Here is a 26,225-nt window from a genome sequence, read left to right as displayed (position 1 = left end):
AGGGAATGGGTTTAGCTCACCAAGTGCAACAGGTCCTGTTTGGATAGGGTGTTTAAGAAAGGCTCGTCTGTCTTAACTAGGTTTTTGGCCAGTTCTTTCTTGGCGGTCTGCAAGGTCATGATTTTCTCTTCAATGGTGTCTGGGCAGATAAGTCTAACTGCCACTACGTTCTGGTGCTGGCCAATGCGGTGCGCACGGTCAATGGCTTGGTTCTCTACGGCTGGGTTCCACCAAGGGTCAACCAGATAGACGTAGTCGGCGGCGGTGAGGTTGAGGCCCGTGCCGCCCGCTTTGAGGCTAATCAAGAACACCCGCACCTCTGGCTTGCTCTGGAAATTGTCTACCTTACTGCCGCGCTGGGTGGTCTGCCCGGTGAGGTATTCATACGGGATGCTGCGCTTCTCCAGCTCTGGCCGAATGAGATCCAACATGGACACGAACTGCGAGAACACCAATATCTTATGGTAAGGCGCCTTGTTCTCAATCTGCTCCAACAGCGCTTCAATTTTTGACGAAGAATCGCCATACGAGGCTTCATTTGGCAAGAGCGCCGGCGAATTGCAAATCTGTCGTAGTTTGGTCAAGCCCTTAAGCACGTGCATGCGGCTTTTAGGCAAATCGTCTTCTGGCTGGCCTAGTAAGAAATCACGCACCTCCTTGGCGTGGCTTTCATAGACCTGGCGCTGTTCCAAGCCCATCTCGCAGTAAATGACCATCTCGGTTTTCTCCGGCAGTTCACTGGCTACTTGTTCTTTGGTGCGACGCAACAAGAAAGGCTGGATTTTCTTCTGCAGTTCTTTGGCGCGTTTGGTCTCCTTGAACTTGTCAATGGGCGTGGCATAATGGTCCCTAAAGTAGCGCTTGTCGCCCAACAGCCCCGGGCACGCCAAGGACAGCTGGCCGTACAAATCCATAGTATTGTTCTCCACGGGCGTACCGGTGAGCACCAATCGGTTTCTGGCCTGCAACAGCCTAGCCGCCTTGTAGCGCTGGGATTCTGGGTTCTTGATGGCCTGACTCTCGTCCAGGAAGATGTAATGGAAGCGCACCTCCTTCAGGGCTTTTATTTCAGACAATAAGGTGCCGTAAGACGTTAAGACCACGTCCACCAAGTCAAATTCCTTTCGGCCGCGCGCTGGTCCATAGAAGGTGTGCACTTTTAAACTCGGCGCGAATTTGGCCAGCTCCTGTTGCCAGTTAAACAGCAAGGACGTGGGCACTACCACCAAATGCGGACCTGCTTGCCGTTTGGTTTTGAGCACCAGCATAAACGCAATCACCTGAATGGTTTTGCCCAAGCCCATGTCATCTGCCAGGCAGCCACCAAAGTTGAGGTCGTCCAGATGATTAAGCCAATTCAATCCCTGTTGTTGGTAGTTACGTAAGGTGGCCTGTAATTCTGAGGGTACGGGTACCTGCGGTAATTTGGCCTTGGGTTGCATCTTTTTCTGCAGACCGGCTAGTTCCTTTTTTACCTCGGTAGACAGGACTTCGTCTTCATACAATTCAGCAATGTTGGCAAACTGTACTTTGGGCGTGCGCAACTGTTCTTCCACTACATCGCCTAGCCTGAAGTAGCGCGCCAAACGATCCATCCATTCATGCGGAAGGATGCCCAAGGTGCCATCGTCTAACTGCACGTAGCGCGTCTTGTTCTTGACGGCTTTGGCCAGTTGTTTTAGCGAGGCTTTCTGCTTGCCGTAAAGTAAGTCGATGTGGGTATCAAACCAGTCAATGCCACTCTCCATTGAGATGGACAGCGTGCCTTTGAACGGACTGAACTTGTTGCCTTGTAGTTGATTAAAACCCAAGATGGTGATGCCTTGCGCACGCCAATTGGCAAAAGCCTCCAAAAACCAGTCTTCGTTTAAGAACTGGTCCTTGTGCAGGTAAAAACTGGTCTGCGTGACTTGGTTTTCCAGGTCTGGATGCTCTTGCAGTACCGCGCGCAGAAACGAAAGCTCCGCGTTCTTGTCTCTAGTCACCGTGAAGGCCTTGCCGCGGGCATCTGTGGCATAAATCTGCTTTTTAGACAAGACTGGTACCTCTGCCTCACCGTATTGAATGGCCGGCGTGAGCAACACATACGGCATGGATTCTGACAGGTATAAAACTTTCTCTAGTGGCTGGTCAAAGCCTTGTTCCTTCAGTTGTTTGGCCGTGGCGGGCCGCAGGAACGTGTAGGTGATCTTAATCTGGTGCTCCAGATTAGCCAAGACCTGCCCCCTGAATTCTTCAAACTTAGAAGCATGCAAAACCAGTTGGTTGTGGTGCTTTTTGAAAAACTCAATGACGCGCAAGACGCTTTCGTCCTCTACCAGGTACAACGTATTCTTAAGATGCAGAAAGTAGTTGAACTTGACCTGCAAATCTGGGAACTCATAGGCTTGGTCCTCTACCTGCAGGTGGCCCGTCACCTCGTAAAAATCATTCTGCAAATGTACCGTCAGCTGTAAGTTCACTGGCAGGGTTTTCACTTGTACGGGTGCTAAGGCGCTGGCCGTGACATTGGGTGATTTGTCGGTGTCGTGCCAGTAGAAGTCCAGGTGCAAGGGGTTTTTGAGAAGTGCTTTTAAAGCCTCCAGATCTGCCGACGACCTGACGGTGTTGTAATTGTTCTGGAATTTGGAGATGCCGCTGTAGAACTTAAGCTCCTCGGGATCCTGGGTCTGCCACAGATAATCAAACGGCGCCAAGACTTTCAAGGGATTCTTGATTTTACCGTCCCTAGTCAAAGGCGCCTCCATTAATTCTAGGTGCAGATGGTTGTAAAACCGATGCTTCCCAATGACCACTATTTGCGTGACTCCGTCAGAGGAATTAGGTGCTACGGGAAGCGACGGAGCGGATGGCGCTAATTCTTCGGCAATGAACGCGCTGGTGAAGGTATGGATGGGAAACAGTTCTTTGCGACGCGGTTCTATGTGCAGGGTTTTGTTGTTGTACTCCAGCTCAAAGAAGGCGTCCAGGTTAGGCTCGTTCTCCAGACCGTACGGCATGGCCGCTTTCTGCAGTTTCTGGTGTCGCAAGGCTGAGTCAAAGAATATGCGTATTTCCTCACGGTACAACAGGCACTGCAACACCTGCACTTGGTGCGTGCAGAGCTTGTCTTTGGGTGCGGGGCAGGCGCAGTCTAAACTCAGCCGTTGTCCCAGTTGCCGTACCACCACTGGCTGAAACACAATGCTGCTAAACGGATTGACAAACGACCCGAAGTCTACTTGAATGGACAACGGATGAATGTCTACGTAGCCCCTTGATTCTGGCAACACGCGCTCTGCGCTGTGGGCTTCCAGCCAGTCAAACGTGAGCGCGTTCAGGTCTATTTGCTCAATGACAAACTCAGTGGCAGAAGAAGACGCAGGTACGTGGTTAACCGATTGGTCAGGGGAGGAGGTCATGCAACAAGAGAATGATTTTAAGAGGCGCTTTGGGGCATGGGCGTGAGTTGAAGTTCCTCGGCGTGGGCTTGCAAGGTGCCAATGATGAATGTGATGTGTTCGGTTAAGTCTACGCCTAGCATTTCTGCGCCTAAACGCACTTCGCCACGGTCCACGGAGGCCGCAAAGCTGGCTTGCTTTAATTTCTTCAATACTGATTTGGCTTCCAAGCCGTCCAGCCGCTGGGGGCGTACCTGCGCGCAGGCCACCACAAAGCCGGTTACCTCGTCACAAGCCAAAAGCGCCTTGTCCAGCAGGGTATCATAGCTAACACCCCAGTGGCTGTAGTGCGCCGAGATGGCGTGGGCCATTTCTTCTTCGCCTTTTTCTCTGAGCAGGTTCACAATCACGTGCGGGTGACGGTCTGGGTGAGCCTCATAATCCGCGTCATGCAGCAGACCCGTATTCCCCCATTGTTCTTCGTCTTGATTGAGCTTCTGGGCATAGGCGCGCATCACTAACTCCACAGTGCGGGCATGGCGCAACAGGCTTTCGCCTTTGGTATATTCCTGTAAGATTTGGAGTGCTTCTTCTCTTGACATAATTGTAGTGACCAATGAATAATAAGTAATGGCAATTGATGAATGAATAATGAATGGACAGAAGTTAAAAATTAAAAGTTAATCATTATCCATTTTCTATTAATCATTAATCACTGGTCATTATTCATTAATGATGATGGTGGTGATGGTCATCGTCCTCAGGATTATGGCGCAGGTTTTGGATGGTTCCAAACACGAACAAGACGGCCCAGCACAAATACAAGTAGTTGAACGACTCAATGTCCTTGCCCAGAAAATGCAACAGCACATGGGCCAATAGGGACATGATGATGCCCGTGAGCGCGATGAATTGAAATGAATTCATGGCTTTGGGATTGAATACTTTAGACCATTCCATAAGGTGTCATCAAAAGGTGGAAGAGGCGTGCACTGCCAAAAAAGTGTATACGGGTATTTCTGGTGGAGGAGAGATGCCGGCGTAGTTTCCCTGCAAAGGTAGGCAAATGCTAAGAATAAGAAGAGAGAGGGATGCCGGGAGGAATAATCTCCTGTAAAAAGAAACGTCCCATTGTTTTTAGCCTGTTTTCTGGAAAACAGGCCAAAAACGATGGGACGTGCAATGGTAAAATTACTTACCCAATGAGGCCATTACCTGGCTTGGTTTGGTAAACTCTCTTCTGTTTTCTCTAAAGCGCTTGTACTGTACATATTGCTGGGCGTTCAATATCCCGAAGACGCGCTCATGGTATTCATGCTCCAACTGGCTTCTTTTTAAATCTTCCTGGCGCTGAGTGAGGTAAGGGGCCTGTTTTTGCAGGGCAGCCAACTTGGTGAATCGTTCCCGGTTATACTTGGAGAGTTGGATGATGTCGGCTTCATTCAGTTGCAGGGCTAGGACCATTTCCTTGGTGAGTTTATCTGCGGCCTTATGGACTGCATGAATGGGTGCTTGCGCTTGCGCTAGACTGCTGCCCAAGAAAAAAGAGAGCAGGAGCGTATACAGAGTAATTCTGTTCATAGAGGATGGGTTTGTCAATTGTCTGTCTAGATGTTGCCTGGTGTGGCACACAGGAGGATATACGCACTCAGGTATATTCTAGTTTTTACATGTTTCTAAGTAACCAATTGAATTATAAGAAGATGTACAAGTGCACGGTTGTTGGGGCGCACATGCGAAAGGCTGATGATGGGCACAAAAAAAGCCCCGCTTGTTGGGCGGGGCTTAAAAATAAAGTTACTGGTGCTTATTTTTTGGGGGAGGCCTTCAACTGCTGTACAATGGCCAAGTAGTTTGCTTCTGGTTTCTGCTTGAACTCAGCGTAAGCGGTCACTTGACGGGTATTGAGCATGTTAAATAATTTCACTTCAAACTCATCCTCAATCTCTCTCAGGCGCACATCGCGTTGCTCTGTGTCATCTGCGTACAGTTTGTCAGCCTCAGTGGCTTTTGATAAGCGCTCTTGGTTTAAAGCCTTTAGTTTGATGTACTCATCCTCGTTCAGGCCCATGGTTTCCATCATTACTCTGGTAAGGTTGCTGGAGGCTTGCTCTAGCGCCGGGTTAGAAGGCGATTTTTGAGCCGCCGCTGAGAAAACTAAAGACAAAAAGAAGAAGGCAGTAAGAGTAAAATTTTTCATAATGCTAGATGCTTGCGTAAAACAATAAGTATGCTTAGGGGGATGGAAGAACGTTGGATGGCTTAAAAATCTATCATTTCTGATATATGCTCTTTAACGGTTTGTTATAATCAGGGTTTTGCTAAAACTGTTAAAAACTGCGTTTTGTAGATTATTTATAATCACCTTCTTTTTTTAGTGCAAAAATTTGTAATAACTGGATTTCTTAATATTTATATTTTTGCGTATATGAATCTTGTTATATTTAGTCAATTGAATATTTGAGCCTACCAGTGCTTGGGTGAAATGAAAACCGGTATCTGAAGATTTACAAGGCCTAAATCTGTTTGCCTAAAGGAGCGCATTAAAAAATCAGGGTCGTTTTCGGCTTGTTTTCTAAAAAACAAGCCGAAAACGACCCTGTGCATTACCTTCTTACTAAGTAAATTATTTTACCATAGCCATTGCGGACAAATTAACCTGCTTTTATTCTGCAACTTGATGCCCACAATAAGTTCATGGCTTCCGGCGGTGGCTTTGCTCAACTCAGAGGTGGTGAGGTCATAGGAGTAGCCAATGTCCAATAAGTAGTTGATGTTCATGCCTGCCATGGCCGCCACCGCATCATTATGTCTGTAGGACATCCCGGCCCACACCCTGTTCATGTAGGTGGTTTTAAAGTTGACGTCTACTGCAATGGGACTTGGCTGGGCCATCTTCACCATAATAGAGGGTTCCAGAGACAAATCATACCTTAGCTTAAGACGGTAACCGCCGGTCAGGAAGAAGTGTGGTTGCAAATCTTGGGTGGCCACATACATGCCTTCGCCGTTGGTAGAACTTTTAGATACCAGTTGGGCGGCAGAGGCTCCCACGTAGAAGAAGTCTGAGTAGATCCAGGTGCCTAAGCCCAAGTCAAACTTAGTTCTGGCCATCTGGCCCGGCTGAATGGTAGGGTCATTGCTGTGATTCAAGCGCAAGGCATTGCCGTCTAACCTTGTTTGCTGTACACCGCCCGCTATGCCCACAGACATGTTCACGCGCCTGGTCAGGGGGTGATGATACGCGTAGGTAGCCGTTAGGTTGCTGGTGCTTAAAGGCCCCGTCTTGTCTGCCTGCGCCAAGGCGCCAAACCCATGGTGCGGTCTGGATTTGTGATACTTTGTGGTTCTGTTGTTGGCCGCCGCCATTCTAGGAATGAATCCCTTGGGAGCCGTGACCGCAGATTTACGGTCACTGGCGCCTAAAGAGGTGTGTCCACTTATATAGTAGGTGACGGGAGCTCCCTCCAGGCCCACCCACTGACGGCGCGTACCCATCCTGATGTCCGTGTAGCTCTCAATCCCAGAAAGCGCGGGGTTGAGGAGGTAGTTGTTGAACAGGTACTGGCTGTACTGTGGTTTCTGCTGGGCAAAGGCCGGAGCCGCCAGAAACAGAAAGAAGAACAAGTGTGCAAGCTTTTTCATGTGCGCTTACTTGATAATGGTTACGTTTCCGGATAAAGGTTCCTCTTTTCCGCCCAAGCGGATCAGGTAGTAATAAGTAGCAGCTGGCAAAGGCTGTCCTTTCATGGTGCCGTCCCAAGGCGTTTGATAGCCTTTGGATTCAAACACTTTGTTGCCCCAGCGGTTGAAGACCTCTACGTGTGCACCTGGGTACCCTTTCAAGGTTGGAATGTCCCAGTTGTCATTGATGCCGTCATTGTTAGGCGTGAAGCCGTTTGGTATTTCTACCGCCGGTAATACCGTAATCGTCACCTGGTCTGTAGACGTACAGCCTTCGGCGGTAGTCACCGTTACCGTGTAGGTAGTAGTGGTTTTAGGTTTGGCTACCGGATTGGCTATTTTATCATTGTTCAATCCGATGCTTGGCGACCATTGGTAGCTTACGCCGCCCGTGGCCGTCAACTCTGCAAACCTTCCATAGGCGATGGTCACGTCCTGTCCGGCGTTGGCGGTTGGCTCAGGTATGTTCACCCTCACTGGCACCCGCTCACTGGCACAGCTCTGCGACACTGTCTGCACATAATAGGTAGTGGCGCTTTGCAATACCGGCGTAGTGAAGCTTGCCCCCGTGTGTTGCAGTTTTCCTCCCTGCGCCTGGTTGTACCACTCTATTACCACGCCAGTAGCCGGAGCTGCTAAAGCGGCCGTCAAGGTGACGGTGTTGCCAGCGCACAAGAAGACGTCCTTGGCAACGGGCGCTTTTGGCAGAGGCGTCACTGTTACCTGCACGGCGTTGCTTACCTCACTGGTACACGTTCCTGACAAGACCACTCTTCTAAACCAGGTGGTTCTCACCAAGGCACTCGGCTCATAGTGCTGGCCTGAGGTAGGGCCCGTTGCGGTAGTAAAGCCTGTAGTGGCGCTGGTAGTGCTGCTTTCCCAAACGTAGGTGTAGCTGCCGCTTCCGCCAGTAGGCAAAGAACCCATGAGTTTGGTAGGGGCAGTGCCGGCGCAGACAATCTGGTTTGCTGAGATGGTGTTGTTGGCTACCTTATTAAAGACCTCCACCTTGATCTCATTTGAGGTAGTAGCTACGCCATTCACCACCACTTTTCTGCGATACCAGGTAGTTACGTCCAGTACGGGCACGTTAAAGTCTCTGGCCGTGGCCGGCGAAGGATTGCCAATCAAGACATACTCCGTGTTCTGTGTTTTCTTCTCCCAGTAATACTGCACATCTGTTAAGCTGCCGTCTGGCTCATTGCCTTTGATGACAAAGTTGGAAGGCTCTTTGTAGCAAACCTGGCCACCGGCCATGATACTGTTGTCTGTAAAGGCTTTGAACACCGTCACTCTGGCCGCATCTGAGAAGCTGGAGCAATCCACGTATTTAGACTTGGCCTCCCGCATGAAGAAGGTAGTCTCTTGTAGCGCGCCTGGCTGGTAATCTCTGGAGGTGGCGCCCGCAATCGGTTCAAAGTCGTTCATGCCCGCTGTCTTGTACCACCACTGAATAGTGTAGTCTGCCGGAATGGCGCTTCCTTTCAACAAGGTTGGCGTGGTGCCGGCCGCTTTTAGCTGGTTCATGGGAGTGATGTAATTGGTCCCCTCGGCTAATGGCATGTTCACCTTGATCTCAATCTCCTGACTGAAATCCTCGGCGCACTCACCGGCTTTGACGCTCCGCTTGAACTTGGTGTCAATGAGTAGCATCTGACCATGCTGGTAGTCTTTGTCGGTGGCGCCTGGTATCTCTTGGAAAGTGGTTTTGTTTTTGGCTTTGATAAACCACTGGTACTCATACTGACCATTGCCGCCGGTTGGCGTGCTTCCAATCAGCTTCTCAGGGATGGTAGCGTAGCACACATCAGCCACGCCCTGAATGGTATTCTGCCTGATTTTCTCTTCTACCACTACAGTTACGGCAGTGACAGGTCCCACGCACAAGGCCGGAGCAGAGACCACGCGCACATGGTATACGGTGGTAGTGGTAAGCACCGGGGTCTCGAAAACACCGCCAGATCTGGTAGTAAACAGAACGGCACCCGTCTGAGCATCCAACCACTGAATGGTACCGTCGCCGGAAGCAGTTAAGCGGGCTTTGGAACCAGTACAAATAGTCTGGTTCTGTGCGATAGGTGCGGTTGGGATAGGATTCACAAACACCTCTAAGACGTTAGAAGCTCCCGCCTCACAAGCACCCGACATCACCAGTCTTCTGTACTGGGTGTTGCCCAAGGTTGCACCAGGCTGGAAGGTAGCCAAAGTATCCTTTAACGATGTGTTGACAAACGGTTGTGATGCGTCTGTTCTGGACTGCCACTGGTAGCGGTAGTTCTTGCCGTCTCCACCAGAGGCCGGGCCGCCCATGGTAAGGGTAGGAGCCACGCCATAGCAAACCTCCGCAGACCCTTGGGTGATGGAAATGTTATTGGTGACCGGTACGTCTACCGTGATTCTTACTGGATTGGAATACGTCTCACAGTCCGCTGATCTTACCACTCTTCTAAACCAGGTATGCACGTACAACTCACCTGGCAGGTAGGTAGCCAACGTATCTTCATAGGATGTGTTTTTGAAAGGCTTGCTCAGGTCTGTGGTAGACTGCCACTGGTAATGGTACTGTCCGTTGCCGCCGGTTGGGGCAGTGGCTGTTAGTGGTTTGGTTGGGGCAGAACCCATGCAAACAGACTGCTCACCAGTGGCCAAAGACGCGCTTAGCAATGGTAATATTTTCACTGTAACAGCCACGCGGTCAGAAGATAAACAACCATCAGCCGTCTTGCTTTCTACATAATAGATGTAAGGTCTTGCTTCAGTCAAATCAGCAGCTGCAATAGGCAGGCTGTTGCCAGTTTTTAGCAAAGTGCCCGCCTGGTCAAACCACTGGAAGGTCACGCCTGCTTTAGGGATGGCATTTAAGGTAGCGCCACCGCCTACGCATACTTCCAAACTGGTCTTGGCTAGCACCGGCAAGGCTGGTTTTGGTGACATTTGCAACACCAGCGTATTGCTCTCTAATTGACAGCTTCCAGATACGGCTACTCTTCTAAACCAAGTATTAGGTTGCGTGATGTCTGTGGGTTGATAGGTGGCATTGGTGTTGTCTCCGGGCGCAGGGCCAAAGGTATCTGCCAGGGAGGTCTTCATTTCCCAGCGGTACTGGATGCCTTCTATTGGATCACCACCCGTCACGTCTCCTGTTCCTGCAAGCTGCGGAGGCGTGGTGCCTTCGCAGAATTTAAGCGCGGCTGGCAAAGCATTGTTGGCTAGGGCCGGTGTTACAACTACTTGTACCGTGTTGGAGTAAGACTCGCACGTTCCCAGTTTCACCTTGCGTCTAAACCAGGTGGTCTGCCCTAAGTTAGCGGCTGTATAGGTTACGCTGTTTTTGGTATTACCTGTAGCATCTTTGAAGACCTTCTCATCACCAGCGTCCAGGCTGTATTGCCAGGTGTACACTGGAGATCCTGTTCCACCAGCCGGTACCAATCCTCTAATAGAAGGAGATTCGCCGGCGCACACGCGGGCCACCTCCAGGATGGTATTGTTGGTGATTTCTGATTCTACCGTAATTTTAACGGCCGTTCTGCTTACGGTACAACCACCGGTAGCCTCAGACTGCACATAATAAGTCACTGTAATGGAGCTACCCGTGTTGTTGGTCAAAACCGGAGTGACAAAGGTGTTGCCTGTATGTAGCAAATTACCTTCTGTGGCGGCGTCATACCAAGAGTAAGGTCCGCTAGGTGCCGTGGCCTTTAGTTCTGTGGTGGAACCACTGCAAATGGTGCTTCTGGTGGCGCTTACCGTTGGAGGGAGTGACAATGGATTCACTTTGATTTCAACTGGCGCAGAAATACTCTCACAACCATTGATGATGACCTTGCGGTGGAACCAGCGGCTGTTAGGCAGAGCGTCTGGCTGGAAGGAAGTCAACGTGCCAGCTCCTTTGGCTAAGGTGTAGGTACCGTTCTCAGAGGCGCTGCTTTCCCAGATAAAAGTGGGCTCAGAGCCGTCGCCGCCAAGTAACGGGGCAGCTTCTAAGGCTGGTGGAACCGTGCCGGCGCAGATGAAGTCGGCCGGGGCTATGATTACGTTCTGAGTGATAGGCGGTACTACTGCAATCTTGATAGCCTCTGTGTTCTCAGTACAAGCGCCCAAGGTCACGGTTCTTCTAAACCAGGTAGTGTTGGTTAATGCCCTGGAGGGAAGGTTCTGCTTTGTTTCACCTGAAATGTCCGTGAAGGTCTGGCCGTCTATGCTCATCTGCCATTGGAAGGTTGGCGAGCCAAATCCACCCTTGGGTGCGCTGGCTACAATGATGCCTGTCTCGCTTCCCTCGCAGATGCCTCTTGACAAGGTGGTGATGGTGTTGCTGTAAATGTTTGGATGAACGGTCACCGTCACCTTGGTGCGGGTCAAAGATCTACAGTCGCCCGCTTCGGTGATGCTTCCTGCATAAAAGGTGGTGGTGGACGTGAGGAGCGTGTCCAGAATATTACCTACAAAGAAAGGAGCTTCACTAGTAGCTGATGAGAACCACTCAATTCTGGAGTTAGGTACAGCCGTTTCCAAGACCGCCCTGCTGTTGGCGCAGATAGCCGGATTACTGTTGATCACAGGCGCCACTGGTTGGTCTTGCACCGTCACTGTAACAGGTGTACGGCTAGAACTGGCACAGTCATTCTCAGACAAGGCCTCTACATAGTAGGTGGTAGTGGTTTGCAAGACCGGCGTGGTAAAGGTGACGCCAGTATACAAGGGAGAGGTAGCCGTTGCAGACGCATACCACTTGTAGGTAGTCACCTCGCCAGATGCTTCTAGGGTGGCCGAGGTTCCTTTGCAGACCAAGACCGGGGCCACCACGGGAGCAGCAGGAAGGGCGTAGATGGTCACCGTTTGGTTGGTTGCCACAGATTCACCGCAATCGTTCCAGGCTTGTACCCGTACTTGGTAAACGCCCGCCTTAGTGAAAACAATAGCTGGATAGGCCTCGCTGGCCATGCCCGGCTCCAGGAACTGCGCTCCGTCTTGGCTGTCTAGGCTCCACTGGTAGCGCGTGATTCTGCTTCCTTGTGCATTGTACACGGGTGTATGTGCGGCATTTGATGGGCCAAACACCAGGGTCTGCGGACCGCAGTACTGGGCATTGGCTGGTAAGGAAACCGTTGGCTTGTTTAGTACCGTGACATCTTCAAAATAAGTGGTAGTGCCGCAGGTATTCTTGGCCGTGAGCGTGATTCTATAGGTCCCTGCCTCTTGGAACGTGAAGGACGGGTGAGCAGACGTGGAGTTTCCTTGGGCGTATACAAATCCAGTAGCCGGAGTGACAGACCAGGTGTAAGCCACATTGGTGCCGGTGCTCAGGTTCTGCGCCGCAAAGGTGTTGGGCGCACAGCTGTTCAGTTGATCTGGTCTTAAGGTAAAGGCGGCTTTGGTTGGGTCTTCAATGGTGATCAACTCGCTGTGCTCATCTCCTGGACAAACGGCGCTGTTGCCTACCGGGGTGATGGTAAGGGTGATGTTGTACTGGCCCGAGGCAGTAAAGATAACCTCTGGCTCCTCAGAGAACTCATCAGTGTCATTGACAAAGCTCCAGCCGGTGGCGGGTTCAATCTTCCATTTTCGGTTGTAGCCACCGCTGTTGTTGGGGTTGTAAGGGTTAAAGCCACCGGTAGACGTGTCTTTTAATTTAATGATGCTGTCCACGCAACGCGTAGCCGACTTAAACTCAAACGCAGACTTAGGATTGCCAGAAACCACAAAGCCACTGATGGTGGCAGGCGTCTTGCGGTTGTAGCAGTCAATGGCCACCCCAGAAATGGTAAAGCCGTTCTCTTTTTTAGAAGAGGAAGATTCAAAAACATGCTCAATGCTGGCCGGAATGTTGTCTTGATTGAAGTACAAGGTGTCACTGCCATCATCAAACCAGATCTTGTAGGCCGTAGTGGGGGAGTTGTTGCTGGTACCCGTAATGTTGAAGGTGTAGGTGGCAGGCGCGCAAGAAGACGTGTTGCCAATGTTTTGCAGTCCGAAGCCCGGGTTGGTGCCATTGTAGACAGCATAGGTTTTAGAAGAGGTGCAGCCGCTCAGGCTGGTGACCGTCACCTTCATGTCAAACTTGCCTCTGGTCTTGTACAAGTGGGTGGCCGTAGAGAAAGACGCTCCGTAGGTGTTCTGGGAGCCATCGCCCCATTCAATCAGATAAGACTGGTTGGTGGCTTTAGTGGTGGAAATGTTCTTAACCGAAAGGTTAAACTCAAATGGCCCTATCACCGGACTACATTTGATGAAATTTTCCTTGTTGACATCCTCTAGCGCTGCGTTGGGCAAGTCTGGGCAGGTTTGCGCAAAAGAGGCAAAAGACAACAGGAGAAAGAACGGTAGTAAATTGAAATACTTTTTAATACACGCCATGGGGCCAGTTAGAGTGCTCACGGTGAAAAACTTTCTTAATTGGGCAGGCAAAAGCAGCAAGCTCTGGCCTATTCTTAAAATCTAGGCAGCTGTTGCGTTACCGGGCCGCCAGAAAAGCGGGGCGCACAAAACGGTTTTCCAAGGCAGTGGGACTGCTTATGGACATTAAAAGGCTGAGAAAAAGAGAGGGAGAGGGCTTGAAATATAATCTAACGGGCAAGTAAGAGTTTCTCATAGTAAACTTAAATTGTACTGTTCTTGTCAAAATGCCACTGGTGCTTTATAAGCCCTGGGTTTTTAAGATTAGAATAGTGATGTTAAATTAGATCATTTGAACGGCGTAACATCTAAAATTGAAACTTAAGTTCAGAGAGTTCGTAAAAACCTATCTTTTTTTAATTAATACCAAATAGGATTATTTTTCTGAGCTGCTTACTGGCTGAAACCTTAGATTTTTTTGATAAATTTTTTAGAAATCTATTGCAGGATAGAAAGGAATCTGATAACTTTAGAGAGTTGGTAAAAGGAAGGGGCAGACACCAAATGAAAGATTTGGTTTAACCGGAAAATGGAGTACTTCGGCTAGCAAGAGGATAAACTCACCGAATTTCAATAGCCGGCTTAAATTATCCCACTACCTTTGACACAGTTGAAAGAACAAAACGTATACAACAGGTAGACGTTCTTGATATAAAGGAGCAGCGGGGCACTTTTGCTTCGGCAAGAGAGACAAAGGTTCTGGCGCTTATTGGGGGATATGCTACAGACACTGATGACACTTGTTCCGCTGGCTCCTGTTTTTACAGCCCTTCAGATTCATTTCTGAAGGGCTTTTTTTATGCCCTTGGCCTATAGCCGTCCGTTACAGCATCTTTCGCGCCTTTTTTGTATCTTTGAGAAGAAAAGAAACACGCCCCAATGAAGCAGAACCTCACAGAGAACGAACGCGAAGTCATCAAGCTGATCACCTTTTTTAAAAAGCGGGGTGAGCGCTTGGCGCAGGAGGGAGCGTTGACCCAAGAGCACGAAGAACTCAACACCGCCTGTGAGCGCCTCACAGAGAAAATATACGCTCACGCCGACTTTAGAGAGCAGGTACAGGAGAAGACAGAGACCTTGCGCGGCATCATACAGGACCAGGCGCAGTGCCCCAACTGCGGCAAGTCTGACATGCTTAAGAAAGTAAGCGTGGCCACCAATGAACTGGGCTGGAAGTCTAACCGCTACAAATGCCGCCGCGACAATATTGAATTCACCTGGAACCGTCCTAACAACCCCTGGGACATGATTCCTTTCCTGGAACTCTGCCTGCAGGAGTTGGATAAAAATCTGCAAGGCACTGAGATGGATGAGGCTTTGAAGGAGCGTGCCCAAGGCGCCCGTGACCACATGGCCATCAGCTTGGAGCAATTGCGCACCGCCATTGCCTCTGCCGACGCTGAGCGCCTGAGAATGGAAGAGCAGGACGTAGAGATGAACAAGATGCTGCATGAGTTCAAGAAGTACCTCATGATTGAGAAAATCAAGATGGAGCCCTTCAGCGACAACTAATCACGTCCCGGATTAGGATATGCGTCCCGTTTTTGGCCTGTTTTCCAGAAAACAGGCCAAAAACGGGATTTTTTATTTACTGGTAAACGCAATGGTAATGATTTGGTAACTGGAGCAGGTTTACTAAAAGAGCTTGGCGTGCGTATAAATACTATATCTACACCTAACGCATAGAAACCATGCCCATTGACCAAGACATGATTACCAACTCAGACGAGAGCAAGAAACTGCCAGACAGCAACCCTTCGCCTACCACCGGCAACCACTCAGAGGCAGAGAACATTGCCAAGCCAGACATTGGCGGTGATCCCCTGCAAGCCAAAGAAACAGACTATCTGGACACCGAGCCAGAAGGCGAACAGTCTGAAGGGAACGTAGCCGCTAGAAATGAAGAGGATACGCATAACCTGGATGGCAGCAACGCTAATAACCTGAGAACCAAATAACTGCCTCCTGAAGCTAACGTGCTTTATCTGTTTTTGGCCTGTTTTCCAGAAAACAGGTCAAAAACCGGAAGCGCTTTGCCCTCGTTAAGCTATACTATTCATGTACCATAAACCTAGTTGAGTTATGAATAGAAATCAGGAGAATAAGGACTACGGGCGTCAGGGTAACCCAGGCCGCGTAGACGAAAATCAGTACCGCGGTGCCTACCGCTTTAGTGCAGAAGACAGCTACCGTGACCAGAACAGACGTCATCTGTCAGAGGATGACAGAGGGGCGGACCTGCCTGGGCGTCACGGCTACCCAACGTACCATGAAGGGCAATCTTCTTCCATGCGCTGGGAAGGCAGTCACCAAGACTTCGGCAGAGACTCTGGCCGCCAGGGAGAGCGCTATGACCACCCTAGGCAATTGTCCAATGAAAGCAACAGCAGTTTAGAAGGGGCCAGCCGCAATTACGGCAACATGGGCAGCTACGGCGGCGCCCAGGGCTGGGGAAGTTCAAGAGGTGGCTCTCACCAAAACTCCTCTATAGGTTTTAATTCTACCAGCGGCCATGGTGGCGGGCAGCAACAGCAAGGCCAGCGCCAGTTCTATGGCGCCTACCGCGACCATAACAGCTTTGCCCCCGGTGAACGTGAGCAGTATGACGGCACCAGCCGGTACGGGTCACAAGGAGCAGACAATACCAGAGGGTGGCAGCCCTCAGAGCACGTGGGCTCCAGCGGGTCTGTCAGAAACCCGGGCACCAATGACGGGTCCCGCCGGGGAGATGACAGCCAGTATGAAATTTATGACTCTTCGCTGTCACATTACAACCGGGGCGAATACGGCAATATGATAGGAGGCGGATCTTACATGCAAAGCGGCTTTGACCGCCGTGCCCAGCGTGAGAACAGTTCCATGATGAATTACAACGCCCCAAGACGCGAGCACCACAATCAAGAGGGCGAAGGCAACAGAAGTGAGAACTACGGCAACATGGCCGGCTCGCTCAGCTTTGGTCACTCAGAAGACTATAGAAGCCAGGAGGGAAGAGACCGCCGTTTTGACCCCATGAGCGGGCACGTGCGCGGGCAAGGCGCTCAGCCACCATCCAGAGAAGATTTTAACTGGTAGCCCAGCGCAATCATTAGAAAGGCCATCCAAAAAGGGTGGCCTTTTTTTATCCTTTAAAAAGAGGGTAGGAAGGTGGTAGGACCATACCCGTCGTTTTTGGCATGTTTTCCAGAAAATAACCCAAAAACGGTGGGGTTTAAAACGCGTGCCTAGATAATCTCATGAAATCCTGTGCGTTCTAGAGATGTAGGTTCTACCTTTGCCGCATGTTAAACCTTTTGATGGTAAAAAGGATGAAAACAAATCACTGGCTTTTAGGACTGGGTCTGGCATTTTGCCTGGGCTGTGACCGCGGCAACACCGTTAAAGTAGAGAAGGCTCCGGAGAAAACCCAGGTAGACCTGCTCAAAGACGAAGTGATGGCCACCCATGATTCGGCTATGGCTAAATACGGAGAGCTGTACCTGGAGCGTAAACGCCTGTCACAACAGGCAGACTCACTGCCTAACGGCAACGTAGCCTTAAAAGAGCAATACGGTAAAACCATTCTGGAGCTCATCAAAGCAGATGACGCCATGATGCAATGGATGCGCTCCTATCAGGCACCAGACTCACTCTCTCAAGACGCAGCCATGCAGTACCTGCAAAAAGAAAAGCAGGAGATTGAAGCCATTCAGCAACAAATTCAAAAAAGCCTGGCCCAGGCCAAGGCTTTGGATCCTTCCAACAAGTAAACTCATGACCAAGTCTATTGTCTATGTCGGCCTGCTTTCCTTAGCCTTGGCCGGCTGTCAAGCTAAACCTGAAGAAGCTAAGAAGCTGCCTATTCTGGGCTCTCGTGAGCCCAAAGTGACCATGGTGGACGGTACGCCCAAGGTAGACACCGTCTACCATTCCATCCCTGACTTCGCGTTTTTCAACCAGGACAGCCAACGGGTGACCCAAGAAACGGTGGCCGGTAAAATCTACGTAGCTGATTTTTTCTTCACCAGCTGTCCTTCTATCTGCCCTAAGATGAAAAGCCAAATGCTGCGCGTGTATGAGAAGTACAAGGACAATCCTAACGTGATTTTGCTTTCGCACTCCATAGATCCCACCCATGACACAGTAGCCGTCTTGAAAGAGTACGCAGAACGTCTGGGCGTAGACAGCAAGAAATGGCACTTCTTGACCGGAGACAAAGACACCATTCTAGATATGGCCCAGAAGCATTACATGACCAGCGCGCTGGAAGACAAAAATGCGCCTGGCGGTTTCGCGCACAGCGGTGCCTTCTTGTTGGTGGACGGCCAACGGCACATTAGAGGGCATTATGACGGTACTATGGCACCAGACGTGGACAAGCTGATGAAAGACATAGATTTGCTCCTTCAAGAAGAGAAGAAATAAGCCATGTTCTTGACGAGAGCCTTGATAGTGCTGTGTTCTTTGGGCCTTGGGGCAGTGCTGGCCGGTTGTTTTACAGAAAGAGGTAAAGAAGGAAAGCTGTTGTACGGCCGCCACTGTGCCAACTGCCACCTGGACAACGGCGAAGGACTGAGAGGCGTGATTCCGCCGCTAGCCGGAGCGGATTACCTGGACAAGCACCGTGAAGAGCTAGCCTGCCTGATAAGAAACGGCATTAACGGACCAATTCAGGTGAACGGTAGAATGTATAACCAGGCCATGCCCGGTAACAGAGGCCTCACCGAGGCAGACATTACCAACATTCTTAACTACCTGCACAGCGAGTTTAAGAACCCGGCCACCCGCATGTCATTGGATGAGGTAAAGGCGCAGCTACAACAATGTCCATGATTTTAATAAATATGTAAAGTAGGGTTTCTATTACCCTCCCACATAAAAAGACAAGGCGACCCATAGGTATGGGTCGCCTTGTCTTTTTATGTCATCTATGCTTATCTGCCAGTGGTGCCAGCCGTAGTTCCGCCTGAAGTGGTACCTGTAGAGCCCGTAGTAGTAGCAGTGGTCCCGGTAGTGCCTGTGGTTCCGGTAGTAGTAGTGCCAGTGGTCGTGCCCATGGTAGTGCTGGTGGTTCCGGTGGTTGTCCCTGTTGTGGTGGTAGTGGTAGTGTCCATGCCCGTGGTGGTAGGCGTCTCCATGTCAGTGGTAGAGCTAGTGCCATTGTCCATAGCGCCATTGCTCACCGTGGGGTTGTTTGGCGTGGTGCCATTGGCCTGGTCTTCTTTGTTGCTCCCGCAAGAAGATAGCGCCATCATGGATACTAGTGCAATGCCTGCCAGCCAATTAAAATTGTTCTTTTTCATAGTTAGGTAATTTAGTAGTAACACATATAATACCCCCTCTCATACGGAAGCATTATAATTCAAGCCGAAGTGCACTCTCAAAAAAACAAGCGTTTATTGTCATGTTCTAGAGGCACTATTCACGCGTGCTTGTTCAAAAATGCCTTCCTTACCTTTGATTGGAATGCTCTTCTTCCTCAAATCAAGTATGTAAAAGAAAATTGCGTACAGGATTGACCTTCAATACGTTATTTGATTGCTAAAATATTTGGTTCTGTTTTGCTTTGACAAGTCTTTAAAAGCTAATAAATTTAGCTATGGAAGAGCAGAGAGGCCAAGTTGCGTCAGCACCTTTTAAAAACGCCGGGGCACAGAAGGGAAGAGGAGCGCAGTTCAATCCAGGTAATCCATACCTTCAACAAGAGTAGGTAGTAGAACACCTGGAGGGCCTAGACGAGGAGTGGCTGCCCCCGGCAAAGACGCAGTTTCTTGTAGAGAAACCCAAGAAGATTGTCAATGAAGTAACGTCCCCAGACTTAGGTTTAAGCTACTCCATGAACCCCTACCAAGGCTGTGAACACGGGTGTGTCTATTGCTATGCGCGCAACACCCATGCCTATTGGGGCCTGGGTGCCGGGCTGGATTTTGAGCAGAAAATCATAGTCAAGGAAAACGCGCCGCAGGTGCTCAAACAGCAACTGGAAAACCCAAACTGGAAGGTGCGCCCCATCATGCTGGCAGGCAACACAGACTGCTACCAACCCATAGAAGCCAAGCGCAAAATCACCCGTCAGTTGTTAGAGGTTTTGCTCCAGTACAAGCACCCGGTCAGCGTCATTACCAAGAACGCCCTTATTCTAAGAGACCTGGATATATTACAAGAACTGCACAAGCACCAGCTGCTGCACGTGAACATCTCCATCACCACCTTACAGGAAGAATTGCGTCAAAAAATGGAGCCGCGCACGGCCACGGGTATAAGAAGATTAGCCGTGGTGAAGACCTTGGCCGAGGCCGGCTTGCCCGTCAATGTCATGGTAGCGCCCGTCATCCCGGGCTTGAACGACCAGGAGATCCCGTCCATTCTGCAAGCCGCTGCCAATGCGGGAGCGCTCTCGGCGGCCTATACCGTGGTGCGGTTGAACGGAGTGATTGGGGAGATTTTTGAGGATTGGGTTATGAAGGCCTACCCAGACAGAGGGGCTAAAGTGCTGGACCAAATCAAGTCCTGCCACGGCGGATCCTTAAACGATAGTCAGTTTGGGCGGCGCATGCAAGGGGAGGGTCAGTGGGCTGAAACCATCAAATCTCTCTTCAAAGTCTACTACCAGAAATGCTTTTCGGGAAGGTCCATGCCGCCATATGACTTCACACAGTTCACTCCCCGGGCCGGGAAACAACTTACCATGTTTTAGCTAGTCAACTTTCAAACCCGCACACATCTTATAAAATGAACCTAAAGTAACACCTTAAAAGAGTGGTTCTAGAATATTGGATTATAGATTTCTATAAACACAGTATGACAGCCTGTCAGGTAGGTAAGAAGCTGGATGGATAAGATGTTTCTAGGTTACAGGCCAGCAAAACGACGACAGAGATGAGGAAAGCATGCTATCTACGCCGTAAAATGTCCTTTTCTTGTATTTAAAGGCTCAACTTAATCTTTTACCAACCTGTATTTAATCGCTAAGGGCTGCTTTTATTGCTTAAACTTCAGATTTACGATGTTCCACGCCCAGTCTTAATTCGGGTGGGTAAAAGTATACAATGGTATAAACCAGTGGCTTCACCGTTCTTATAGAAACATAAACTTTAAGTAGGGTAGAATAGAGACTGTTTGGATACTTGATTGGGCTTTTATCCCGTTCTAAACTTGTACGGGCGCTCAGACCAGAAGTTGATTTTTAGTAGTCTGCGATCCCGTCTCAGATTTGTAGTTTCTGGCAAGGAGCTTTCCGTTCCAACTGCAGTATGCGTATCTTTAAACCTGAGAGTTTCATCTTAACCTGTTGCGGTGGCTACCCAAAAAACCAGAAGGAGTTTTCTGTTTAAGCTGATCGTGCTCCTTAATATTGGAGTAGCGACGTGGCTGCTGTTGGCGCATATTTGCTCTTATATTAACCCGGGCGTTTTCTGGCCCGCCAGTCTGTTTGCACTTACCTATCCAGGGGTCTTACTAGTAAACCTGCTTTTTGTGGTGTACTGGTTGTTGGTGAAAAGCCGGGCGTTGTTCATCTCTTTGTTTGTTTTGTTGATTGGGTTGGACAACCTTCGGGCCCAGGTACAACTTAATCTGTTTCCGGCAGAGGTGCCTGCCGTGGCAGAACGAGTGCGGGTGCTTACCTTTAATGCCAGGCTCTTTGATTTGTACAATTGGACTGGTAACCCCTTAACCCGCGAAAAGATCTTTAAAATGGTGCAGGACGAGGCTCCCAGCGTGGTGTGTTTTCAGGAGTTTTATACCTCGTCCAAGGCAGGCCGCAACAACCTGGATACCTTGCTGCACCTTCAGAAGACCACCCAGAAACACGTAGCCTACACCGAGACCAAGCGCCAAACCGACCACTGGGGAATAGCCACTTTTAGTACGTATCCTATTGTTAGAAGGGGAAATATTATGTTTAATGAAGAGACGAACAATCTCTGCATTTACACCGACATAAAGGTGGGACAGGATACCCTACGAGTGTACAATGTGCACCTACAGTCTAACCGTTTTAAGCGTGAGGATTACGAGTTCTTGGGCAACCCCAATGCTAAGCCCACCAATGAGGAAAAGGTCACGGCCTCGCGCAACATCATCATGCGCTTAAAGGTGGGAGCCATTAAGCGGGCCCGGCAGGTAGAGGTGGTAGCCCGGCACATTCAACAGTCTCCGTACCCCGTCATTGTGTGCGGCGATTTCAATGATCCGCCGGCCTCGTTCACGTATAATAAAATTAGCAAAGGGCTGCAGGATGCCTTTATTGAGAGCGGTTGGGGATTAGGCAATACTTATGACGGCATGTTCTCTATTCTGCGCATTGATTACCTTTTGCATGACAAGCGGCTGGTGGGGAGCGGGTACCGCGCCATTCGGCAGAAGCTATCAGACCATTACCCCATCGTGAGTGATCTTTGGCTAAAACCTACGCCTAAAGCAGACAAGCAGTAGTTTGTTTAGGCAAACCGTTTTTTGGCTATTTCCTAGAAAACAAGGCAAAAACGAGATGCAGTATTTGTTGTCTCTCCATGATTCGTAGCGTCGCTCTGCGTAAAACCTAATGTCTCCGGAGATAAGATTTTACCCATTACCCAGACCCACCTACCCCGTGCAGTAGTAAGGGTGTATAGCGTGTTTCCTGGCGCAGACGCTCGCAGGCCCTGCCGTACGCTACTCGTTAGTCATGAGTCCTGAGCCTTGAGTCTGAAGGCGCCCCTGTCCTCCCCCTACCCCCTCCGGAGGGGGACGCAATGCGTGGTAAAGTAGCAATGTGCATCACTAGGCAGAAGGCCAACGGCAGTTGAAAACTGCCTGCATCATGGGTCCAAGTCCAAGACTTGAACCACGCGCAAGGGACAGCGGATGGCTACAGCCGTGCGCCAGCACGAATGACTCTGTTGCGACAGTACCCGTCGTTGCCTGCAAACACCAGAACCAACCAACAAGTCTGAGCAGCATTGGGACCAGAACCAGTCTTGGTCCTGAGCGCCTCTGTTGTTTCGTCGCCTGAAAGGCGGGGCCAAAGGCCCAGAGTACAACAGCAGTGCGAAGGGCCAAGACGGGGCCCCGCGGCCTTGAGCGCTTAGCGGAGGCTATGCAACAAGAAAGGTAGTGCGCACCGGTAAAGGCGGTATTGCCAAGAGAACAGCTCAGGGAAGTGCACCAAAGCAGTGGCAAGGGTACTTGCAGCTGGAGCGGCAGTCTTAGGCATTGGCGAGAATACCAACAATAAGAGACGTCTCAATTGGAAAGACAACCTTGTTTGTGGATGACCAAACCATCAACCACAAAAAGCAAACTAAAAACCAACAAGCCACCTTACCAATAGACAATTGAAAATGCGTTTTTGGCCTATTTTCTGGAAAACAGGCCAAAAACGCATCGCTTAAATCAACACATGCTTTTCATTTTCAATCACGTTCTCCAACGTCCATTCCACCCGGCCAATGAAGGCATTCTCCCGCACGTGGCAGTCTGCCTTGGTGCAGAGCTTGCAGCTGTCTGGAGGCAGGCAAGGGTCAAGGTGAACAAACAACTCCACTACGTCACCTAGCTCCTCGGTGATGATTTCTTGCAAGGCCTCTACCTCGGCGTGGGATTCCACCAGATTAAAGTACCAGGGCAGGGTTAGGTGACAGTCTATGTGCAGTTGACGGCCGTATTTAATGACGCGCATGTTGTGCAGGTCAATCCAGTTTTGCCTGCGGCGCTGGTTTAAGACAGAAATGATGCGGGTAATGAGCTCATGGTCTGCTTCGTCCATCACCCCAGAGATGGAGTTGCGCACCAGCCCATAGCCGGTATAGGTGATGATAGACCCAAAAATGATGGCCACCACGGCATCTAGCCAGACATACTCAAAGAAGTAAATGGCCACCAAGCCAATGATGAGGCCCACGCTGGTATAAGCGTCTGTGAGCAAGTGTTTGCCGTTGGCAATGATGGTAAGCGAATGCTGGTGGGTGCCGGTGCGCACCAGGTAGCGGCCAGCCAGGTAATTGGCCCCGCCGGTAACGGCCGTGAGCAGAATACCCCAATCCAGGCTTTCAATGGGGTGCGGATAGAGGAGGTTGTAAATGGACTTGATGATAATGGCCACGCCCGCCAATAAGATGAGGGTGCCTTCAAACCCAGAGGATAGGAATTCAATCTTGCCGTGGCCGTAGGGGTGGTCCTGGTCTTTGGGTTTAGCGGCTAAATAAACGCTGTATAAGGCAAAGCCCCCCGTCACAAAGTTGATGATAGACTCCAGGGCATCGGTGAAGATGGCATTGGAGTGGGTGATGAAAAAGGCAATGAACTTTATGCTGAGCAGCACAAAGGCCAGTCCTAACATAAGCGCCATTAACCTAATAGGAGAGGAGGACGAAGGTGTAGCCATAGAATCTGTTGGGCAAGCCATTCCAACCTATCAAACGAACGCAGGCAAATGGGGGTACAAAAGTACGCTGATTTTTAGCAACCCCTAGCGGGGCAGGGAAAAGAAAATAAGGCACACAAGCGTAGAATCCTGTGCAGGAAAGAAAAGGAGCGAAGGAAGGAAAAGACTACCCGAAGATGAGGTTCAACAACCAAGTCACCAACGATGCCAGTAAGCCTAGAAAGAAAAATAGGAATCCCAGAAATGGTTGCATGTCAATCTCTTTAACGTTCAAAGTAAAGGTAGTTAAAATTAATGATGCAACAAACCCTTAAATTATTCATATAATAAAAGGTTGTGAAAATAAAAAAGTAACCGTAGCTTCGTTGTTCCCCCTAGTATGTGGTTTCCCAAATTCTTTTGATTACACTCCTATGAGTATCACAGCAAAGAAAAAAGCGGCTATGCAGCCTATAGAGAAGCTATTAAAGAACAACATGCTTCTTGCTACAGATCCATCTACCATCAAAGACGCTGTTTGCAGGCTAAAAGAATTAAAGCAGGCCTACATCCAACAGACAGAAGTGGGTAACAATGTCTTAAGACTCTCAGCCCTCAATAAAAAATAACATCTAGAGGAGCTTGGTTTCCAAGCCCGTGTAAAACCTCCCTTGCAAGCAGAAGCCAGCGTCTTTAGGCGCTGGCTTCTGCTTGCAAGGGAGGTTTTGGTTTAACGCTTAGTCAATCAAGCCCTGCTGGATGGCGTATTTGATAAGCGTAGCCGTGTTTTTGGCTTTGGTCTTCTCAATCAAGTGCTGCCGGTGTGATTCTATGGTGCGCTTGCTGGCGAAGAGCTTGTCTGCAATCTCTGCGTTGGTGTATCCTTCTGCTATAAGCCGTAGTACTTCCATTTCCCGCTTAGACAAATCAGATGGTGTCTTGCCAGACCCCTCAGAAGGTACAGCCGGGCCGTTGTTGACGCGGTTCAAAAGGTTTAAAGCCACCTCAGAGCAAATGTAGGAGTTGTTGTCGGCTACGGTTTTAATGGCGTGGATGAGCTCGGTACGGCCCGCCGACTTGAGTACGTAGCCCATGGCGCCGGCGGTGCGTACTTTGGTCACATAACTATCCTGGTCTAGCATGGTTAAGACCAAGACTTTTACATGCGGATGTTTGGCCTGCAGGTGCGTGAGCGCCTCAAAACCATCCATGACCGGCATGTTCAAATCAAGCATGACCACGTCTGGGGTGTGGGTTTCTAGCAGTTCTAGTAGCTTAGCGCCATTCTCTGCCTCGCCAATGACCTGAATGGACCTGTCAGACTTTAGAAGTGACTTCAATCCATCTCTAATCAAGGTATGGTCATCTGCTAAAATAACTTTTATCATAGTATTTGGGGGTAAGCCTTTACGTTATGTGGGCGTTCTTGAGGTACAACCACAATCAATAATTAAAAATACAGCTTAGCATCTTCTCAAGCATCACTTCTCATACGTAAAATATGCCCCCGGGTGAAGAATGCGTATTTGTACTAGTTTTTATAGTATTTACCCATCTGTAAAGTTTCAATGTTAAATTTATATTTGTAAATAGTTGACTGCTAGGGTATAAAGAGGCGACAGGTATGGAAAGCAGAAATGAAAAAAGCGTGCAGGCAACCCTATTGGCGGGGCATACGCCATTGGTTATTCTTCACGGGAGCCTGGATGAAAAGTACGCCGAAACCCTCTTAAACGCCTTGCGGGAGGCCGCGCCCTTCAAGAGCTCCTTTGTTCTGGTGGATTTTGGAAGCATCACGCAGGTAACCCCCTCAGGCCTTAGGCTTTTATTACCCTACCTCTCAAATTTACAGGCGCAAAAGAAAGAGCTGGTGCTCTATAACATGCGCAAAGACATTCAAGCAACGGTGAGCAGCTCTGGCTTTGACTCTCTGGTCACCATAAAACCTACGCTGCAAAATGCTCTCCAGTACGTGCAACAGCCTGATAAACAAACATAAGGCACCTGCCCGTTGAAAAAGAGAATACTTTTTCTTATTTTCAAAAACAAAACCCATGAGGCCATGAAGATTGAAATAGAACAAGAGCAACAGGCCTACATCCTGCGCTTAGAAGGAGAGATGGATGCATCCACGTGCCTGGAGGTGGACCGCGCCATAGAAGATGCGCTCATTCGGCCTATCTCCCAACTCTGGATTGACTGCCAGAAGCTTCAATACATATCTTCTGCGGGCTTGGGCGTTTTTATCTCGCACTTAGGCACCCTGGATAGTCTGCACATTCCCATGGTGCTTTATGGCATGAGTGACCAGGTGCGCAACGTATTTGAACTGCTTGGTCTACATATGATCATGACCATAGTGCCTTCTAAAGAAGAAGCGGCCCTACAACTGAAATAGAAAGAGGCAAGCTTGCCTTTGGCGCCTTCGTTTTTGGCCT

The 26,225-nt window shown here is 49.7% G+C and carries 21 protein-coding genes; 11 read left to right on the top strand and 10 right to left on the bottom strand.

Annotated features, from left to right (window positions below; translation table 11 throughout):
• Positions 1-11 precede the first annotated feature (11 nt).
• From ABD880_RS07515 to ABD880_RS07485, 7 genes are all read right to left on the bottom strand, one after another.
• Positions 12-3,401, bottom strand: coding sequence for a DEAD/DEAH box helicase (locus ABD880_RS07515; protein WP_345164267.1), 3,390 nt, complete (start codon positions 3,399-3,401; stop codon positions 12-14).
• Positions 3,402-3,418: 17 nt separating this feature from the next.
• A complete protein-coding gene (locus tag ABD880_RS07510; protein WP_345164265.1) occupies positions 3,419-3,982 on the bottom strand; it encodes a metal-dependent phosphohydrolase in 564 nt (187 codons plus the stop codon).
• Positions 3,983-4,109: 127 nt separating this feature from the next.
• The gene (locus ABD880_RS07505; protein ID WP_345164263.1) at positions 4,110-4,307 is read right to left on the bottom strand and encodes a hypothetical protein; all 198 of its coding nucleotides are present in this window, start codon (positions 4,305-4,307) and stop codon (positions 4,110-4,112) included.
• 264 nt (positions 4,308-4,571) lie between these two features.
• On the bottom strand, positions 4,572-4,961 hold the full coding sequence (locus ABD880_RS07500; RefSeq protein WP_345164261.1) for a hypothetical protein: 390 nt from the start codon (positions 4,959-4,961) through the stop codon (positions 4,572-4,574).
• A 226-nt stretch (positions 4,962-5,187) separates the two neighbouring features.
• Positions 5,188-5,580 carry a hypothetical protein gene (locus tag ABD880_RS07495; RefSeq protein WP_345164260.1) on the bottom strand — a complete coding sequence of 131 codons (393 nt, stop codon included), beginning with the start codon at positions 5,578-5,580 and terminating at the stop codon, positions 5,188-5,190.
• A 431-nt stretch (positions 5,581-6,011) separates the two neighbouring features.
• Positions 6,012-7,025: a PorP/SprF family type IX secretion system membrane protein gene (locus tag ABD880_RS07490; RefSeq protein WP_345164259.1), complete on the bottom strand. Its 1,014-nt coding sequence runs from the start codon at positions 7,023-7,025 to the stop codon at positions 6,012-6,014.
• Positions 7,026-7,031: 6 nt separating this feature from the next.
• Positions 7,032-13,445, bottom strand: coding sequence for an Ig-like domain-containing protein (locus ABD880_RS07485; RefSeq protein ID WP_345164257.1), 6,414 nt, complete (start codon positions 13,443-13,445; stop codon positions 7,032-7,034).
• Between the two features lie 897 nt (positions 13,446-14,342).
• Between ABD880_RS07485 and ABD880_RS07480 the strand changes: the two genes are divergently transcribed.
• The 6 genes from ABD880_RS07480 to ABD880_RS07455 all read left to right on the top strand — a co-directional run bounded on the left by ABD880_RS07480 (position 14,343) and on the right by ABD880_RS07455 (position 18,275).
• Complete coding sequence (locus ABD880_RS07480) at positions 14,343-14,975, top strand: hypothetical protein (RefSeq protein WP_345164255.1); 633 nt, start codon at positions 14,343-14,345, stop codon at positions 14,973-14,975.
• Between the two features lie 179 nt (positions 14,976-15,154).
• A complete protein-coding gene (locus tag ABD880_RS07475) occupies positions 15,155-15,421 on the top strand; it encodes a hypothetical protein (RefSeq protein WP_345164253.1) in 267 nt (88 codons plus the stop codon).
• Positions 15,422-15,545: 124 nt separating this feature from the next.
• Positions 15,546-16,538: a hypothetical protein gene (locus ABD880_RS07470; protein WP_345164251.1), complete on the top strand. Its 993-nt coding sequence runs from the start codon at positions 15,546-15,548 to the stop codon at positions 16,536-16,538.
• Positions 16,539-16,771: 233 nt separating this feature from the next.
• Positions 16,772-17,212 carry a hypothetical protein gene (locus tag ABD880_RS07465; protein ID WP_345164249.1) on the top strand — a complete coding sequence of 147 codons (441 nt, stop codon included), beginning with the start codon at positions 16,772-16,774 and terminating at the stop codon, positions 17,210-17,212.
• Between the two features lie 4 nt (positions 17,213-17,216).
• The gene (locus ABD880_RS07460; protein ID WP_345164247.1) at positions 17,217-17,867 is read left to right on the top strand and encodes an SCO family protein; all 651 of its coding nucleotides are present in this window, start codon (positions 17,217-17,219) and stop codon (positions 17,865-17,867) included.
• Positions 17,868-17,870: 3 nt separating this feature from the next.
• A complete protein-coding gene (locus ABD880_RS07455) occupies positions 17,871-18,275 on the top strand; it encodes a c-type cytochrome (protein ID WP_345164245.1) in 405 nt (134 codons plus the stop codon).
• Positions 18,276-18,376: 101 nt separating this feature from the next.
• Here the strand turns inward: ABD880_RS07455 and ABD880_RS07450 are convergent, their stop codons facing one another.
• Complete coding sequence (locus ABD880_RS07450; protein ID WP_345164243.1) at positions 18,377-18,745, bottom strand: hypothetical protein; 369 nt, start codon at positions 18,743-18,745, stop codon at positions 18,377-18,379.
• Between the two features lie 419 nt (positions 18,746-19,164).
• On the opposite strand from ABD880_RS07450, the gene ABD880_RS07445 reads away from it, so the two are divergent.
• Complete coding sequence (locus ABD880_RS07445; RefSeq protein ID WP_345168047.1) at positions 19,165-20,139, top strand: PA0069 family radical SAM protein; 975 nt, start codon at positions 19,165-19,167, stop codon at positions 20,137-20,139.
• A 599-nt stretch (positions 20,140-20,738) separates the two neighbouring features.
• A complete protein-coding gene (locus ABD880_RS07440; protein WP_345164241.1) occupies positions 20,739-21,878 on the top strand; it encodes an endonuclease/exonuclease/phosphatase family protein in 1,140 nt (379 codons plus the stop codon).
• Between the two features lie 934 nt (positions 21,879-22,812).
• Here ABD880_RS07440 and ABD880_RS07435 read toward each other — a convergent pair.
• Positions 22,813-23,808, bottom strand: a complete 996-nt coding sequence (locus ABD880_RS07435) for a cation diffusion facilitator family transporter (RefSeq protein ID WP_345164239.1) — start codon at positions 23,806-23,808, stop codon at positions 22,813-22,815.
• A 413-nt stretch (positions 23,809-24,221) separates the two neighbouring features.
• Between ABD880_RS07435 and ABD880_RS07430 the strand changes: the two genes are divergently transcribed.
• Positions 24,222-24,416 carry a hypothetical protein gene (locus ABD880_RS07430; RefSeq protein WP_345164236.1) on the top strand — a complete coding sequence of 65 codons (195 nt, stop codon included), beginning with the start codon at positions 24,222-24,224 and terminating at the stop codon, positions 24,414-24,416.
• 108 nt (positions 24,417-24,524) lie between these two features.
• Here ABD880_RS07430 and ABD880_RS07425 read toward each other — a convergent pair whose 3' ends face one another.
• Positions 24,525-25,175, bottom strand: a complete 651-nt coding sequence (locus ABD880_RS07425) for a response regulator (protein WP_345164235.1) — start codon at positions 25,173-25,175, stop codon at positions 24,525-24,527.
• Between the two features lie 236 nt (positions 25,176-25,411).
• Here ABD880_RS07425 and ABD880_RS07420 point away from each other — a divergent pair, with 236 nt between their 5' ends.
• Positions 25,412-25,786, top strand: coding sequence for an STAS domain-containing protein (locus ABD880_RS07420; RefSeq protein WP_345164233.1), 375 nt, complete (start codon positions 25,412-25,414; stop codon positions 25,784-25,786).
• Positions 25,787-25,849: 63 nt separating this feature from the next.
• Positions 25,850-26,185 carry an STAS domain-containing protein gene (locus ABD880_RS07415; protein WP_345164231.1) on the top strand — a complete coding sequence of 112 codons (336 nt, stop codon included), beginning with the start codon at positions 25,850-25,852 and terminating at the stop codon, positions 26,183-26,185.
• Positions 26,186-26,225: the final 40 nt, after the last annotated feature.

The sequence above is a fragment of the Nibribacter koreensis genome, assembly GCF_039541795.1.
GTDB lineage: Bacteria > Bacteroidota > Bacteroidia > Cytophagales > Hymenobacteraceae > Nibribacter > Nibribacter koreensis.
The sequence above is the reverse complement of the archived record's forward strand: the minus strand, read 5'-3'. Positions and strand labels throughout refer to the sequence as shown.

Coding starts and splice junctions, on each gene's coding strand:
- ABD880_RS07515 (WP_345164267.1), bottom strand. CDS start 3,401: ATGACCTCCTCCCCTGACCAATCGGTTAACCACGTACCTGCGTCTTCT.
- ABD880_RS07510 (WP_345164265.1), bottom strand. CDS start 3,982: ATGTCAAGAGAAGAAGCACTCCAAATCTTACAGGAATATACCAAAGGC.
- ABD880_RS07505 (WP_345164263.1), bottom strand. CDS start 4,307: ATGAATTCATTTCAATTCATCGCGCTCACGGGCATCATCATGTCCCTA.
- ABD880_RS07500 (WP_345164261.1), bottom strand. CDS start 4,961: ATGAACAGAATTACTCTGTATACGCTCCTGCTCTCTTTTTTCTTGGGC.
- ABD880_RS07495 (WP_345164260.1), bottom strand. CDS start 5,580: ATGAAAAATTTTACTCTTACTGCCTTCTTCTTTTTGTCTTTAGTTTTC.
- ABD880_RS07490 (WP_345164259.1), bottom strand. CDS start 7,025: ATGAAAAAGCTTGCACACTTGTTCTTCTTTCTGTTTCTGGCGGCTCCG.
- ABD880_RS07480 (WP_345164255.1), top strand. CDS start 14,343: ATGAAGCAGAACCTCACAGAGAACGAACGCGAAGTCATCAAGCTGATC.
- ABD880_RS07475 (WP_345164253.1), top strand. CDS start 15,155: ATGCCCATTGACCAAGACATGATTACCAACTCAGACGAGAGCAAGAAA.
- ABD880_RS07470 (WP_345164251.1), top strand. CDS start 15,546: ATGAATAGAAATCAGGAGAATAAGGACTACGGGCGTCAGGGTAACCCA.
- ABD880_RS07465 (WP_345164249.1), top strand. CDS start 16,772: ATGAAAACAAATCACTGGCTTTTAGGACTGGGTCTGGCATTTTGCCTG.
- ABD880_RS07460 (WP_345164247.1), top strand. CDS start 17,217: ATGACCAAGTCTATTGTCTATGTCGGCCTGCTTTCCTTAGCCTTGGCC.
- ABD880_RS07455 (WP_345164245.1), top strand. CDS start 17,871: ATGTTCTTGACGAGAGCCTTGATAGTGCTGTGTTCTTTGGGCCTTGGG.
- ABD880_RS07450 (WP_345164243.1), bottom strand. CDS start 18,745: ATGAAAAAGAACAATTTTAATTGGCTGGCAGGCATTGCACTAGTATCC.
- ABD880_RS07435 (WP_345164239.1), bottom strand. CDS start 23,808: ATGGCTACACCTTCGTCCTCCTCTCCTATTAGGTTAATGGCGCTTATG.
- ABD880_RS07430 (WP_345164236.1), top strand. CDS start 24,222: ATGAGTATCACAGCAAAGAAAAAAGCGGCTATGCAGCCTATAGAGAAG.
- ABD880_RS07425 (WP_345164235.1), bottom strand. CDS start 25,175: ATGATAAAAGTTATTTTAGCAGATGACCATACCTTGATTAGAGATGGA.
- ABD880_RS07420 (WP_345164233.1), top strand. CDS start 25,412: ATGGAAAGCAGAAATGAAAAAAGCGTGCAGGCAACCCTATTGGCGGGG.
- ABD880_RS07415 (WP_345164231.1), top strand. CDS start 25,850: ATGAAGATTGAAATAGAACAAGAGCAACAGGCCTACATCCTGCGCTTA.